Source organism: Actinophytocola sp. (genome assembly GCF_036402745.1).
GTDB lineage: Bacteria > Actinomycetota > Actinomycetes > Mycobacteriales > Pseudonocardiaceae > Actinophytocola.
In genome coordinates this window covers 1-14,375 of the sequence record NZ_DASWSJ010000318.1, presented here as the reverse complement: position 1 = coordinate 14,375, position 14,375 = coordinate 1, and the positions used below count along the sequence as shown (strand labels likewise).

The window sequence follows — 14,375 nt, the reverse complement described above, 5'->3', positions numbered from 1 at the left end:
GGAACCTCAGGGGACCGTGACGACACCCAACCACCACCCACCCCCGACACCCACACCATCCGCCGGGACGCAACACACACTTTTAAATCCCGGGGAGGCGGACTAGTCCTGCGCCGACCACCGCAACCTCAGGGGACCGTGACGACACCCAACCACCACCCACCCCCGACACCCACACCATCCGCCGGAACGCAACACACACTTTAAATCCCGGGGAGGCGGGCTAGGACGCCCAGGGCAGGCGGCCCGGTGGGGCCGACTCGAGCCAGGACAGGAAGCCGGTGAGGGCGTCGGGGCTCATCGCTATCTCGATGTCGGGCTCGGTGGTCTCGCCGGAGTTGGCGAAGCGGAGCACCTGGGACGCCGGCGGCATGCTGTACAGCTCCGAGCCGGACGGTTCGCGGCGGTCGGCGATCTCGAGCGTGCTGCGGTGGATGACCCGGTCCGGGCCCGGACGCAGGCTCAGTACGCGGAACCAGACGAACTCGTCACCCTGGTAGCGGCCCACGCCCAGGTGCCAGCCCTTGCCCGACGGATCGAGCCGGATGCGCAGGGCCGCGTGGACGCCGCCGGAGCGCAGCGCGCGTAGCCGCCGCACGGTGAACCAGGCCAGGACGACCAGGACCAGGAACAGGACCGCTCCGACAACCACGGTGATGTCCACGGCCCGCCCCTGCCCGCTCCGCCGACCTCAGCTCTGTCCTGCGGCGCGGAGCCGGCCAAGCGCTCTGGCGCGCGTCTCCTCGTCGGCGTCGAGGTCGGCCTTGGCCTGCGCCACGTCGATCTCGTCGGCCAGCTCGGCGGACTCGGCGAGGATGCTCACCGTGTCGCCCGTGACGGACAGGAAGCCGCCATGTACGGCCGCGGTGACGGTGTCACCGTCGGTGGTGCGTACCGTGACCACGCCGCCCTCGGTCAGCTGACCGAGCACGGGCTCGTGGCCCGGCATGATGCCGATCTCACCCTCGGTGGTCTGGGCTACGACGAAGGTGCCGGTACCCGACCACAGGCGTCGTTCCACGGCGACCAGCTGGACGGACATCTCGGCCACGCCGTACCTCCTTGTTCCAGGGGCTTCAGAACTCGCAGTCTAATTGGTCCACAAGCAACCTCCCCAGCCAGGCCGGTGTACAGAACGGTGAGACAAGTCACCAACCAACAGGGGTACGTATGAGCGACGCGGAGTTCACGGACTTCGTCACGCACCGCTCCCCCGCGCTGCTGCGCACGGCATACCTGCTGTGCGGCGGCGACCGGGGCGCCGCGGAGGATCTGCTGCAGGAGGTGCTCGAACGCGTCTTCCCACGCTGGCGGCGGATCCGCGAGAGGCCCGAGGCCTATGTGCGTGCCGCACTGGTCAACGCGGCCACGAACCGATGGCGGCACCGGTCACGCCGAGTGTCGGAGTCCCCACTCGAGTGGGACCTCGCGCACCCGCAGCTGCCCGGACCGGAGCAACGGGTAGCGGACCGTGAGCTGGTAGTCCAGGCGCTCGCCGCACTGCCGGCGCGGATGCGGGCGGTGATCGTGCTCCGCTTCTTCGACGACCTGACCGAGCGGGACACCGCCGAGGCGCTGCGCTGCGGCGTCGGCACCGTCAAGAGCCAGACCTCCCGGGGCCTCGCCCGGCTGCGCGAGCTGATCGACGCCGCGACCGCCGAGGACCCGCACCCCACGACCAGCCGGAGCATCTGATGGATACCCGCGACCTCACCAGCGCACTGCGCGAGGCGACCGACGGCCTGGAGCCGCGCACCGACTTCGCCGCCACCGTGCTCCAGGGCGGCAGGCGCCGGCGCACCCGCGGCCGGATCGCGGTCGGCGCCGCCCTGGCCGGCACCGCCGCCGTGGCGGTCGTCGCCGCGGTCGTCGTGCCGAACCAGATGTCCGCGCCACCCCCGGCCGACCAGCGCGACGGCCCGGCGAAGGCCGACATCATCCTCAGCGCGTCCGGCGGCAACCTCATCGACGACAAGCGGTTCACCGGCCTCGCGGTCACCGCGTGGCGGGACTCGGTCGAGCGGACGCCGGCGAACAAGGACGGCGAGCTCGACGGCAGGAAGGGCGAGCCGCACGTGTACTGGGCGGGCGACACCCCCGCCGGCCCGTCGGCGCTCGTCGCGCAGGAGGTCGGCCGCGGGCGGGTCGCCGTCGGGCTGCTGATCACCAACCCGGCGGACCTGGCCCCCGGCGCGACGAAGGTCAAGCGTGAGCTGGAACTGGTGGGCGTGCAGGTCGACGCCGGCTCGTCGGCCTTGGGCGGCTTCCTGCTCCACGACGACCGCACGCTGATGGCGATCGACCCGGTGCGGCTCAAGGGCGAGAACCTGTCGATGTTCGCCTCGGCGAACACCACGGTCGGCGCGGACGACCGCTCCCGCCGCCGGTGGACCCGCATGACCGAGGCCGACGGGGTCGCGCTCACCCAGCTGCCGGTGAAGGCGAACCCGCACAACGTCCGCCTCGCCGTCGCCGACACGCATGGCGACCCGAACCAGGGCGAGCAGAAGATGGGCGCGCACGTCCCGGTGCTGTCGGCGTCGGTGTACACGGGCATGTCGCTCTCGGTCGTGCCGGACCGCGGGTTGCCGTGGGCGCCGGAGGAGTGGCCGCTCCTCGACACCTCGCACCCCGTCGCCCACCCGCTGGACGCCTTCGACGACGCCTTGCGCGGCAGCGGTTTGCTGGACCCGGCGTCGTACGCCAAGGAGGGCCCGCGCTGGGTCGCTGCCGTCGGCCTGGCGGGCGGGAGGTCGATGATCGTCAGCACGCAGCAGGAGCTGGACAACCCGGCGTACCTGTTCTCGGTGCTGCGCCGCGCCGACGGCTCGGTGGAGAAGGTGACCCGCGAGGCGCAGCTCGACCCGCGGTCCGGCCTGCCGGTGACCCTGCGCCTGCCGGACGGCCAGGGCTGGGTGGTCGCGATCGCGCCGGGGAAGGAGCTGCGATACCGCACCGTGGGGAACGGCCAGTGGTCCGCCCCGGCCTCGGGGACGCGTGTCATCCCTGCCGGTGCGGTCGTGGTCCAGGTGGATGGCCAGGACTACCCGCTGGCCTGACCGACCCGGTCGCTCGGAGCGCTCGGCTGGGATGTCCCGGCCGAGCGTTTCCCGTTCCCCGCACGAAGAACGCCCCCGCCGATCGGCGGGGGCGTTCTCGCGTGAAGCTACTTCTTCGTCAGGTCGCGGTACTTCTTCTCCAGGTCCTCCAGGCCGCCGATGCCGAGGAAGGCCTGCTCCGGGTAGGAGTCGAAGTCTCCCTTGGCGATCTTGTCGAAGGCCTCCACCGTCTCCTCGCGGGGGACGGTCGAACCCGGCTGGCCGGTGAACTGCTCGGCCACCAGCATGTTCTGCGACAGGAAGCGCTCGATGCGCCGCGCCCGGTTCACCGTCACCTTGTCCTCTTCGGACAGCTCGTCCATGCCGAGGATGGCGATGATGTCCTGCAGCTCCTTGTACTTCTGCAGGATCCGGATGACCTCCGACGCGACCCGGTAGTGGTCCTCGCCCACGATGGCGGGGTCGAGGATCGTCGAGGTGGAGGCCAGGGGGTCCACGGCCGGGAAGATGCCCTTCTGGAACACCGACCGGGAAAGCTCCGTGGTGGCGTCCAGGTGGGCGAACGTGGTGGCCGGCGCCGGGTCGGTGTAGTCGTCCGCCGGCACGTAGATCGCCTGCATCGAGGTGATCGAACGGCCCTTGGTGGACGTGATCCGCTCCTGCAGCTCGCCCATCTCGTCGGCCAGCGTGGGCTGGTAGCCCACGGCGGACGGCATGCGGCCGAGCAGGGTCGACACCTCGGAACCGGCCTGGGTGAACCGGAAGATGTTGTCGATGAACAACAACACGTCCTGGTTCTGCACGTCGCGGAAGTACTCCGCCATCGTCAGCGCGGACAGCGCCACCCGCATACGCGTGCCGGGCGGCTCGTCCATCTGACCGAAGACGAGCGCGGTGTCGTTGATGACGCCGTCCTCGGTCATCTCGAGGAACAGGTCGGTGCCCTCACGGGTGCGCTCGCCGACCCCGGCGAACACCGAGGTGCCACCGAAGTTGCGGGCGACCCGGGTGATCATCTCCTTGATGAGCACCGTCTTGCCCACACCGGCACCGCCGAACAGGCCGATCTTGCCACCCAGCACGTACGGGGTGAGCAGGTCGATGACCTTGAGACCGGTCTCCAGCATCTGGGTGCGGCCCTCGAGCTGGTCGAACGGCGGCGGCTTGCGGTGGATCTCCCACCGCTCCAGGTCCGCGCCGTAGCCCGGGTCGTCGAGGCACTCGCCGAGCACGTTGTAGACGTGGCCCTTGACCTTGTCGCCCACCGGCACCGAGATGGCGCCGCCCGTGTCGGTGACCTCGGAGCCCCGCACCAGACCGTCCTGCGGCTGCAGGGAGATCGTGCGCACGATGTTGTCGCCGAGGTGCTGGGCGACCTCGAGGGTGACCGTCTTGCGGAGCTCCTCGAACTCGATCTCGACCTTGAGCGCGTTGTACAGCTCGGGCACCGCGCCGCGGGGGAACTCGACGTCGACCACAGGCCCGGTGACCGACACGATGCGGCCCTTGGCTGCGTTCTCGGTTGTCGTCATCAGTCTTCACTTCCTACCCCGGCGAGCGCATCCGCGCCCCCGACGATCTCGCTGATCTCCTGGGTGATCTGGGCCTGCCGCGCCTGGTTGGCCAGGCGGGTGTAGGTCTGCACCAGATCGCTGGCGTTGTCCGACGCGGACTTCATGGCGTTGCGCTGGGCGGCGAGCTGCGAGGCCGCCGACTCCAGCAGCGCGGCGTAGATCCGGGTGTTGATGTACTTCGGCAGGAGCGCGGACAGCAGCGCCTCCGCGCTCGGCTCGAACTCGTACGCCGGCGCGATGGTGTCGCTCGCCGCCGGAGCCTCGTCGGCCTCGGTGTACTCGACCTCGAGCGGCGCCATCCGCTTGGCGACCGGGACCTGGGAGAGCATCGAGCGGAACTCGGTGTAGACGATGTGCAGCTCGTCGACGCCGAGGACGCCGTCCTCGCCCGCCTGGTCGCCGTCGTCGTCCGCGCCGGCCAGGAACGCCTGCACCAGGGTCTGCCCCGCGGTGGCCGCGTTCTCGTAGCGCGGCACCTGGGAGAAGCCGGTCCACGAGTCGGTGACGTCCCTGCCGCGGAAGCGGTAGTAGCCGACGCCCTTGCTGCCGATCACGTACAGCACCGGCGTCTTGCCCTGCTCACGCAGCAGCGACAGCAGCTCCTCAGCCGCCCGCAGCACGTTGCTGTTGTAGGCGCCGGACAGGCCCTTGTCGCTGGTGATGACCAGGACGCCGACCCGCTTCGGGTTGTCCCGCACGGTGAGCAGCGGGTCGTCCAGCGTGGACGCGGCGCTGGCCAGCGCGGAGAGCACCTTGGTGATCTCCGCGGCATACGGCCGGGACGCGTCCACCCGCGCCTGCGCCTTGCTGATGCGCGAGGTGGCGATGAGCTCCATCGCCTTGGTGATCTTGCCGATCGACTTGGTGGCCCGGATCTTCTGCCGGAGCTCGCGAAGTTGTGCTGCCATGGGGTCGTCCGGTCAGCTCTTGGGGGCGGGCCGGTTGACCTTGACGGTCTCCTGCCCGACCTCGTCGGCGGCCATCGCCTCGGCCTCGGCCTCCACCAGCGGCTTGCCCTCGGAGGTGGTGAAGCCCTTCTTGAACTCCTCGGCCGCCTCGGCGACCCGCTTGGCGAGCTCGTCGGTCCACTGCCCGGTGTCCCGGATCTCGGCGAGGATGCCCTCGTGCTTGTGCCGCAGGTTCTCGAGCAGCTCGCGGTTGAAGCGGGCCACGTCCTCGATCGGCACGTTGTCGAACGCACCGGTGGTGCCCAGGTACACCGTGATGACCTGCTGCTCGACCGGCACCGGCGAGTACTGCGGCTGCTTGAGCACCTCGTACAGCCGGGCACCGCGGTCGAGCTGGGCACGCGAGGTGGGGTCCAGGTCGGACGCGAACGCGGCGAACGACTTGAGCTCCTCGTACTGCGACAGGTCGATGCGCAGCGAGCCGGAGACCTTGCGCATCGCCCTGATCTGCGCGCTACCACCCACCCGGGACACCGACGTGGTGACGTCGACCGCGGGGCGCTGACCCGAGTTGAACAGGTCGGACTGGAAGAAGCACTGCCCGTCGGTGATCGAGATGACGTTGGTGGGGATATAGGCGGAAATGTCGTTGGCCTTGGTCTCGATGACCGGGAGGCCGGTGAGCGAGCCCGCACCGAGCTCGTCGTTCAGCTTCGCGCAGCGCTCCAGCAGGCGGGAGTGCAAGTAGAAGACGTCGCCGGGGAACGCCTCGCGGCCCGGCGGGCGGCGCAGCAGCAGCGACAGCGCGCGGTAGGCCTCGGCCTGCTTGGTGAGGTCGTCGAACACGATGAGGACGTGCTTGCCCTGGTACATCCAGTGCTGGCCGATGGCCGAGCCGGTGTAGGGCGCCAGCCACTTGAAGCCCGCCGAGTCCGACGCCGGGGCGGCGACGATCGTCGTGTACTCTAGCGCGCCGTGCTCCTCGAGCGCCCGGCGCACCGCGGCGATCGTGGAGCCCTTCTGGCCGACCGCGACGTAGATGCAGCGCACCTGCTGCTTCGGGTCGCCGGTCTCCCAGTTGGCCCGCTGGTTGAGGATCGTGTCGACGCAGACCGCGGTCTTGCCGGTCTTGCGGTCGCCGATGATCAGCTGGCGCTGGCCGCGGCCGATCGGGGTCATCGCGTCGATCGCGGTGATGCCCGTCTGCAGCGGCTCGCTCACCGGCTGGCGCTGCACCACGGACGCGGCCTGCAGCTCCAGCGCGCGGCGCTGGCCGGTCTCGATGTCGCCGAGGCCGTCCATCGGCTTGCCCAGCGGATCCACCACGCGGCCGAGGAACTCGTCGCCGACCGGGACCGAGAGGATCCGGCCGGTGCGCTTGACCTCCTGGCCCTCCTCGATCTCCTCGTAGCTACCCAGGATGACGACACCGATCCGGCGCGCCTCCAGGTTCTGTGCGACACCGAGGATGCCGCCGGGGAATTCCAGCAACTCGTTGGCCATGGTCGAGGGCAGGCCCTCGACATGCGCCACGCCGTCACCGGTGTCGACGACGAGGCCGACCTCCTCCCGGCTGACGTCGGGCGAGTAACTGGACACGTAGTTGTCGATCGCACTGCGAATCTCGTCCGACGAGATCGTCAGCTCCGCCATGTCGTTCCCGCTCCTACCGTCTTGTACTTCAGTGTCTCAAGTCCGTGCCGCTCAGCCGGCGAGACGCCGGCGCAGCTCCTCGATGCGACCCTTGGCGCTGCCGTCGATGACCTCGTCGCCGACCTTGATGACCAGGCCGCCCAGGATGTCGGGGTCGACCTCGACATGCAGCGCGACCGGGCGCGCGTAGACCCGCTGCAGGGTCGTGGCCAGCCGCTCCTGCTGCTGCTCGGTGAGCGGAGCGGCGGAGACCACGTAGGCCACCGACCGCTCCCGCCGCTTGGCCGCCTCCGCGGCCAGCTCGGCGAGCCCCTCCACGAGGGAGCGGCCCTGCGGCGCGACGACCAGCTGCTCGACCAGCGCGACCGTGACCGGCTCGGCCTTGTCGCCGAGCAGCTCGCGGACCAGCCCGGCCTTGGCCTCGTTCGGCGCCGACCGGTCGGTGAGCGCCTGCTCCAGCCGCGGGTCGCCGGCCACGATGCGGCCGAACCGGAACAGCTCGTCCTCCACCGTGTCGAGCCGGCCGTCCCGCTCGGCCCGCACCAGCAGCGCGGTCCGGCCGAGGTGGTCGAGCCCGTCGACCAGCTCACGCGGCGTGGACCAGCGAGCCCGGACCGCGGTGCGCAGCACCTCGAGCGTGGGCTCGCTGACCTTCCCGGCGAGCAGGCCCTCGAGCAGCCGCACCCGGCGCTCGGGCTCCGCCGAGGCGTCGCCGAGCGCACGGCGCAGGCTGACCTCGGCATCGAGCAGCCGCACGACGGCGAACAGCTCGTCGCCGACCTGGTCGACCGAGGCGGCCGCGGCCGCCGCGGCCTTGGTGGTGCGCGACCGGCCCGACGCCGGCTTGGTGCCCGCGCCGCCCAGCACGTCGAGCAGCTTCAGCTCGGCGGCGGCAAGGGCTTCGCGGCTAGCGGCATGGAATGTCATCTGCTGGTCCTAGTTCTGAGCCGGCGCCGAGACCGCGTCGAGCTCGTCGAGGAACCGGTCGACCGTGCCCGTGCGCCGGGCCTCCTCCTGGAGGGACTCACCCACGATGCGGCTGGCCAGCTCGACCGCGGTCCGGCCGAGGTCGGCCCGCAGCTCGGCGACGATCTGGGCCCGCTGGGCCTCCAGCTGCGCCTGCCCCTGGGCCACGATGCGCGCGGCCTCCTCCTGGGCCTGGGCGCGGAGCTCCTCCTTGATCTGCTCCGCCTCCAGCCGGGCGTCGTCCCGGATGCGCGCCGACTCGGCCCGTGCCTCGGCGAGCTGCGCGGTGTACTTCCGCAGCGCCTCCTCGGCCTGGGCCTGAGCCTGCTCGGCCTTCTTGATGCCGCCTTCGATGGCCTCGGACCGCTCCTTGTACGCCTGCTCGAAGCGCGGCACCGCGTACTTCCACAGCACCCACAGCAGAAAGAGGAAGGAAACGAGGCCGAGGATGATCTCCGACGGCGCCGGGAGGACCGGGTTCGGCCCCCCCGCCTCGGCTAGGACGATGGTGTTCAACACGACGTCTCCCTACGGCTGGGCGTTGGTTGGCTCAGCGGGCGGAGGCGATGAAGAACAGCACCAGGCCGATCAACGCGAGCACCTCGACCAGCACGAAGGTGGTCCAGGCGATGTTCATCAGCTTGCCCTGGGCCTCCGGCTGCCGCGCGGTGCCGTTGATGACGGCCGCCCAGATCAGACCCACGCCGACGCCCGGGCCGATGGCGCCGAGGCCGTAACCGATGAGCGCCAGACCGGGGTTCGTGTCGACCGGGGCCTGGGCAAGAAAAAGGTTGCTCACTTGAGATTTCCCTTTCAACTCGGTCCGCAACTGTGCGGATCGGGTGCGTGTCTTCTTGGTGTTCGACTCAGTGATCGGTGGCCAGTGCCTGACCGATGTAGTTGGCGGCCAGCAGCGCGAAGATGTACGCCTGGATCACCTGGATCAAAGCCTCGAGGAACGTCATCGCGATGGCGAAGGCGAAGGAGACGACCGAGACACCCTTGAGGAGGCCGCTTCCCTCGATCAACAGGTACTCGCCGGCCAGCGTGAACACGAGCAGGATCAGATGACCCGCGAACATCGCGGCGAACACTCGGATCGCCAGCGTGATGGGGTTCATGATGAACTTCGTGAACAGCTCGATCGGCACGAGCAGGAGGTAGATCGGCGCCGGCGCGCCCGGCGGCATCAGCTGGTGCTTGAGGTAGCCCAGGAAACCGTGCCGCTTGAAGCCCACGCCGTGCCAGATCGGGTAGACGACGAGGAGCGACAACGCGAGCGGGAAACCGATGTGCGACATCGTCGGAAACTGGATGAGCGGGATGAGCCCGAAGATGTTGTTCACCAGAACGAAGGTGAACAACGCGAGAATGAGAGGCACGAAGGGCATGAACTCCTTCGAACCGATCTGCTCGCGAGCGATGTTGTTGCGCCCGAAGTCGTAAATCGACTCGGCGGTGAACTGGAACTTGTTCGGCACGATCTTCAAGCGGCTCGAGGCCATCAGGAAGAACACCGAGATGATGATGACCGACAGCACCACGAGGATCATCGGTTTGGTGACACCGTCGAAAATCGGCGGCAGATCGAAATCACCCGCACCCGGGGGAACGAACGAGCCACCTTCGGCTAGCCACAGCGCCCGCAACTGGGCTCCTTCCGGTTCTCCCGGCCGGCAGACATACCGCCGGGGGAATCGTCACGATCAGGACTTAACGTACCTCAGCGACCCCGGGCACCTATCATCGGCACCCCTGCTCGTGAGGGGTGCCCCGTGGGCCCTGAGGGCACCCTATCAGCCGCTTCCGGACTACCCGGACGCGCGTACTACTTGGGCCTCGGGATCAACATGGCCAGCGGCAGGCCGACGGTGACGATCTACTGGTCGTCGCTATTGATGATCAAGGTAGGGATCTTGGTGCGGCGGAACGCGACGGCGTCCATGGCGGCCCACGTGAGCACCACCGCGAGCATCGTGTACGCGAGCGACTCGGTGTGGAACACGGTGACGTCGCGCAGCAGCAGCATGACGACCAGCAGGATCAGCATCTTGGCCATGAAGCCGCCCAGCGCGGCGGCCATCACCAGCATCACGTTCATGGCCGCTGTCTTACGCATCAACCACAGCGTGGCCAGCGACGATGCGACCGCCACGGCGGCGCCGACCAGCGCGCCGAGCGTTCCTTCCACGCCGGCGAACAGCGTGGCCACCGTGATTCCGGCCACCACCACCGCGAGCACCGGCCAGAGCGCCGTGCGCCACATGGCGTCGGCGAGCTTGAGCACCGACTCGGCGTGGGTCTTGGGCATGTCCGCCAGGAGACCGAGGCCGAGGTCGGATTCGTCCTTTGGTTCGTGTGTCATCGCGCCCTGATTCTAGGTACCGCCGAGATGACCAGTGCGATCAGGAGGCCGATGCCCATCCCCCAGGCCACCGCGAACGCGTCGAACAGGGTGAGCGCGACCGCGCCGAACGCGAGTACTGCGGCCCACAGGTAGATCAGCAGCACCGCGCGGCGCTGCGAGTGGCCGATCTCCAGCAGCCGGTGGTGCAGGTGCATCTTGTCGGCGTGGAAGGGGCTCAACCCCTTGCGGGTGCGCCGGACGATCGCCATCAGCAGGTCGAGCAGCGGCACGAACAGCACCGCGGCGACCACCAGCAGCGGCGAGAGCAGGGCGATCGTCTGCGTCTGGTTGAGGTCGGGGACCCGGCCGGAGGCCGACGTGGTGGCCGCGGCCATCATCAGGCCGAGCAGCATCGAGCCGGAGTCGCCCATGAAGATCTTGGCCGGCTGGAAGTTGTGCGGCAGGAAGCCCAGGCACGCGCCGGCCAGCGTCGCCGCGATGAGCGCCGGCGCGTAGTTGTTGACGTCACCGCCGGTCTGTTTCAGCAGGTTCAGCGAGAACGCGCACGTCGCGGTGGCGGAGATGAGCCCGATGCCGGCCGCGAGCCCGTCGAGGCCGTCGACGAAGTTCATCGCGTTGACCATGGTGACCACCAGCAGCACGGTGATCAGCGCGCCCTGGTTCTGGTCGAGCACCAGGCGCGAGCCGAGCCCGTCCTCGGCGCCCCACGGCACCCAGAGGATCACCCACTGCAGGCCGAACAGCACCAGGATGCCGGCGCACGTGGTCTGACCGGCGAGCTTGGTGATCGAGTCCAGCTCGTAGCGGTCGTCGAGCATGCCGATGAGCACGATCACGCCGCCGCCGATCAGCACGGCCAGCGGGTCGAGGGTGTACTCGAACGCGCGGCGCAGCACCGGCAGCTGGTGGGCCAGCAGCATGCCGCCGCAGACGCCGAGGTACATGGCGAGCCCGCCGAGCCGCGGGATCGGCACCGTGTGCACGTCCCGCTGGCGCGGGTGGGCGACCGCACCCCAGCGGATCGCGAGGCGCCGCACCAGCCCGGTGAACAGGAACGTGAGGACCGCGGTGGTCAGCGCCACCAGCAGGTACTCCCGAATCGGAAGCCCGGCCGGCTGGAAGTCCTGCGCGAGCGTCACAGCACAGCTCGCGGGTAGGCGGGGTGGGCCGTCGCCAGGCGGTGGACGGCGTCGGCCACGTCGGTGAGCTCCGCGGCGCCCGCCTCGGTGCTCGCGTCGGCCCGGGTGGCGCGGCCGATGAGGCGGGCGACCTCGGCCATGTCGGGCTCGGTCATGCCCTGGGTGGTGACGCTCGGCGAGCCGATCCGGATGCCGGACGCGGTGGCCGGCGGCGCGGGGTCGAACGGGATGGCGTTCTTGTTCAACGTGATCCGCGCGGCGTCGCAGCGGCGCTCGGCCTGCGCGCCGGTGACCTCCAGCGGGCGCACGTCCAGCAGCGCGAGGTGGGTGTCGGTGCCGCCGGACACCGCCCGCATGCCCTCGGCCTCCAGGCCCTTGGCGAGCGCGGCGGCGTTGGCGACGACCTGGGTGGCGTACCCCTGGTAGTCCGAAGTGGACGCTTCGCGCAGCGCGACCGCCTTGGCGGCCACGGCATGCATGAGCGGGCCGCCCTGGCTGAACGGGAACACGGCCTTGTCGACCGCCTTCGCGTGCTCCGCGCGGCACAGGATCATGCCGCCGCGCGGGCCGCGCAGGACCTTGTGCGTGGTCAACGTGACGATGTCGGCGAACGGCACCGGCGACGGGATGGCCTTGCCCGCCACCAGCCCGATGAAGTGCGCTGCGTCGACCATGAGGATGGCGCCGACCTCGTCGGCGATCGAGCGGAACGCCTCGAAGTCGATGAGCCGCGGGTACGCCGTGGCGCCGGCGATGATCAGCCGCGGCTCGTGGGTGCGGGCGAGGTCGCGCACCTGGTCGTAGTCGATCAGCTCGGTGTCCGCGCGCACGCCGTAGGAGACGGGCTGGAACCAGCGGCCGGAGAAGTTGATCCTCGAGCCGTGCGTGAGGTGGCCGCCCTGCTTGAGGTCCATCGCGAGGACCACGTCGCCGGGCTCGCAGAACGCGGCGTACGCGGCGAGGTTGGCGCTGGCCCCGGAGTGCGGCTGCAGGTTGGCGTGGTCGGCGCCGAAGAGCTCCTTGGCCCGCGCGATGCCGATCTCCTCGGCGACGTCGACCTCGGCGCAGCCGCCGTAGTAGCGGCGGCCCGGGTAGCCCTCGGCGTACTTGTTGGACAGCGTCGACCCCAGCGCGGCGAGCACGGCCGGGCTCGTGAGGTTCTCGCTCGCGATCAGCTGCAGCCCACCACGGAGGCGCTCCAGCTCACCGACGACGACGTCGGCGATCTCGGGATCCGTGCTGGCCAGGGCGTCGAAGTCCGGGCCCCAGAACGGCGTGTCCAAGCCTGTTCTTCTCTCCTCGGCGCGGTTGTCGCGTCAGGCTACCGCGCCCGTTCGGCGCTACCGTTCGGTGGTGACGAAGCTGAAGAAGGCCCAGTACGAGGCCGAGCTGGCCAGGCTGCACCTGGAGCTGGTGAAGCTGCAGGACTGGGTCAAGGCACGCGGGCTGCGGGTCGTGGTGCTGTTCGAGGGGCGCGACGCGGCGGGCAAGGGCGGGGTCATCAAGCGGATCACCGAGCCGCTGAACCCGCGCGTGTGCCGGGTCGCCGCGCTGGGCACGCCGACCGAGCGGGAGAAGGCGCAGTGGTACTTCCAGCGCTACGTCGCGCAGCTGCCGGCGGGCGGGGAGATCGTCCTGTTCGACCGGTCCTGGTACAACCGCGCCGGGGTCGAGCGCGTGATGGGCTTCTGCACGGAGGAGGAGTACCAGGAGTTCCTGCGCTCGGCGCCGGAGTTCGAGCGGCTGCTGATCCGGTCGGGGATCACGCTGGTGAAGTACTGGTTCTCGGTGTCGGACGAGGAACAGGAGAAGCGGTTCCAGGAGCGGATCGCCGACCGGACCAAGCGGTGGAAGATCTCGCCGATGGACCTGGAGGCCCGCCGCCGCTGGTTCGACTACTCGAAGGCGAAGGACGCGATGTTCGCGCACACCGACGTCGAGGACTCGCCGTGGTGGTCGGTGGACGCGGACAGCAAGAAGCGGGCGCGGCTGAACTGCATCTCGCACCTGCTGTCGCTGGTCCCGTACGAGGACGTGGACCCGGCCCCGCTGAAGCTCCCGCCCCGCGGCAAGGCGGACCCGAAGTACAAGCGCCCGCCGATCGACTCGATGCGCTGGGTGCCGGACCGGTTCTAGGGGGCCGCGCGGACCTCGGTGCCGACGACCTCGGCGACCTCGGCGACGCTCACCGCGCCCTCGCGCAGCACGACCGGCTCGTCACCGGTGAGGTCGACGATCGTGGACGGGACCGGGTCGCCGGAGGGCCCGCCGTCGAGGTAGACCGCCACGGACTCGCCGAGCTGGTCGCGGGCCTGGTCGACGGTGGCCGCCGGCGGGTGGCCGGAGCGGTTGGCGCTGGACACGGCCATGGGGCCGACCTCGCGGAGCAGCTCGATGGCCACCGGGTGCAGCGGCATGCGCAGCATCACCGTGCCGTTGCTGCGGCCGAGGTCCCAGGCCAGCGAGGGCGCGTGCGGCAGGACGATCGACAGGTCACCCGGCCAGAACGCCTCGATGAGCAGCCGCGCCGGCTGCGGCACCGACAGCACGAGCCCGTCGATGGTCGACCACGACCCGACGAGCACGCCGACCGGCATGTCCGGGCCGCGGTTCTTGGCCTGCAGCAAGGAACGCACGGCCGACGAGGAGAAGGCGTCCGCACCGATCCCGTACACCGTGTCGGTCGGGACGACGACCAGCCGCCCGGC

General features: G+C 70.0%; 16 protein-coding genes. 3 read left to right on the top strand and 13 right to left on the bottom strand.

The window, feature by feature from the left end; all coding sequences use genetic code 11:
- Positions 1-223 precede the first annotated feature (223 nt).
- Entirely contained in the window at positions 224-664 is a 441-nt protein-coding gene (locus tag VGD70_RS29630; protein ID WP_331087123.1) for a DUF2550 domain-containing protein, read from the bottom strand.
- A gap of 27 nt (positions 665-691) precedes the next feature.
- Entirely contained in the window at positions 692-1,051 is a 360-nt protein-coding gene (locus VGD70_RS29625) for a F0F1 ATP synthase subunit epsilon (protein WP_331087121.1), read from the bottom strand.
- A 119-nt stretch (positions 1,052-1,170) separates the two neighbouring features.
- Here VGD70_RS29625 and VGD70_RS29620 point away from each other — a divergent pair, with 119 nt between their 5' ends.
- Together VGD70_RS29620 and VGD70_RS29615 are read left to right on the top strand one after the other, a co-directional pair.
- Complete coding sequence (locus tag VGD70_RS29620) at positions 1,171-1,695, top strand: SigE family RNA polymerase sigma factor (RefSeq protein ID WP_331087119.1); 525 nt, start codon at positions 1,171-1,173, stop codon at positions 1,693-1,695.
- Entirely contained in the window at positions 1,695-3,059 is a 1,365-nt protein-coding gene (locus tag VGD70_RS29615) for a hypothetical protein (RefSeq protein WP_331087117.1), read from the top strand. Before VGD70_RS29620 ends, VGD70_RS29615 begins: the two co-directional genes overlap by 1 nt.
- 107 nt (positions 3,060-3,166) lie before the next feature.
- Here VGD70_RS29615 and atpD read toward each other — a convergent pair whose 3' ends face one another.
- The 10 genes from atpD to glyA all read right to left on the bottom strand — a co-directional run bounded on the left by atpD (position 3,167) and on the right by glyA (position 12,950).
- The gene (atpD, locus tag VGD70_RS29610) at positions 3,167-4,591 is read right to left on the bottom strand and encodes a F0F1 ATP synthase subunit beta (RefSeq protein WP_331087116.1); all 1,425 of its coding nucleotides are present in this window, start codon (positions 4,589-4,591) and stop codon (positions 3,167-3,169) included.
- Positions 4,591-5,541, bottom strand: coding sequence for a F0F1 ATP synthase subunit gamma (locus tag VGD70_RS29605; protein WP_331087115.1), 951 nt, complete (start codon positions 5,539-5,541; stop codon positions 4,591-4,593). Before VGD70_RS29605 ends, atpD begins: the two co-directional genes overlap by 1 nt.
- Positions 5,542-5,553: 12 nt before the next feature.
- Positions 5,554-7,194, bottom strand: a complete 1,641-nt coding sequence (gene atpA, locus VGD70_RS29600; protein ID WP_331087114.1) for a F0F1 ATP synthase subunit alpha — start codon at positions 7,192-7,194, stop codon at positions 5,554-5,556.
- Positions 7,195-7,245: 51 nt separating this feature from the next.
- Positions 7,246-8,121 carry a F0F1 ATP synthase subunit delta gene (locus VGD70_RS29595; protein WP_331087113.1) on the bottom strand — a complete coding sequence of 292 codons (876 nt, stop codon included), beginning with the start codon at positions 8,119-8,121 and terminating at the stop codon, positions 7,246-7,248.
- A 9-nt stretch (positions 8,122-8,130) separates the two neighbouring features.
- Entirely contained in the window at positions 8,131-8,679 is a 549-nt protein-coding gene (locus VGD70_RS29590) for a F0F1 ATP synthase subunit B (RefSeq protein WP_331087111.1), read from the bottom strand.
- A 31-nt stretch (positions 8,680-8,710) separates the two neighbouring features.
- On the bottom strand, positions 8,711-8,959 hold the full coding sequence (locus VGD70_RS29585; RefSeq protein ID WP_331087109.1) for an ATP F0F1 synthase subunit C: 249 nt from the start codon (positions 8,957-8,959) through the stop codon (positions 8,711-8,713).
- A gap of 67 nt (positions 8,960-9,026) precedes the next feature.
- Positions 9,027-9,809 carry a F0F1 ATP synthase subunit A gene (gene atpB / locus VGD70_RS29580; RefSeq protein ID WP_331087107.1) on the bottom strand — a complete coding sequence of 261 codons (783 nt, stop codon included), beginning with the start codon at positions 9,807-9,809 and terminating at the stop codon, positions 9,027-9,029.
- A gap of 230 nt (positions 9,810-10,039) precedes the next feature.
- Entirely contained in the window at positions 10,040-10,525 is a 486-nt protein-coding gene (locus tag VGD70_RS29575) for a hypothetical protein (RefSeq protein ID WP_331087105.1), read from the bottom strand.
- Entirely contained in the window at positions 10,522-11,667 is a 1,146-nt protein-coding gene (locus VGD70_RS29570) for an MraY family glycosyltransferase (protein ID WP_331087103.1), read from the bottom strand. Before VGD70_RS29570 ends, VGD70_RS29575 begins: the two co-directional genes overlap by 4 nt.
- Positions 11,664-12,950, bottom strand: coding sequence for a serine hydroxymethyltransferase (glyA, locus tag VGD70_RS29565; protein WP_331087101.1), 1,287 nt, complete (start codon positions 12,948-12,950; stop codon positions 11,664-11,666). The genes VGD70_RS29570 and glyA overlap by 4 nt, the downstream gene beginning before the upstream one ends.
- 70 nt (positions 12,951-13,020) lie before the next feature.
- On the opposite strand from glyA, the gene ppk2 reads away from it, so the two are divergent.
- Entirely contained in the window at positions 13,021-13,803 is a 783-nt protein-coding gene (ppk2, locus tag VGD70_RS29560) for a polyphosphate kinase 2 (RefSeq protein ID WP_331087100.1), read from the top strand.
- Here the strand turns inward: ppk2 and VGD70_RS29555 are convergent.
- The coding region (locus VGD70_RS29555) for an L-threonylcarbamoyladenylate synthase (protein ID WP_331087098.1) at positions 13,800-14,375 on the bottom strand (576 nt) is incomplete at its 5' end. The two genes, ppk2 and VGD70_RS29555, sit on opposite strands and share 4 nt — an antisense overlap.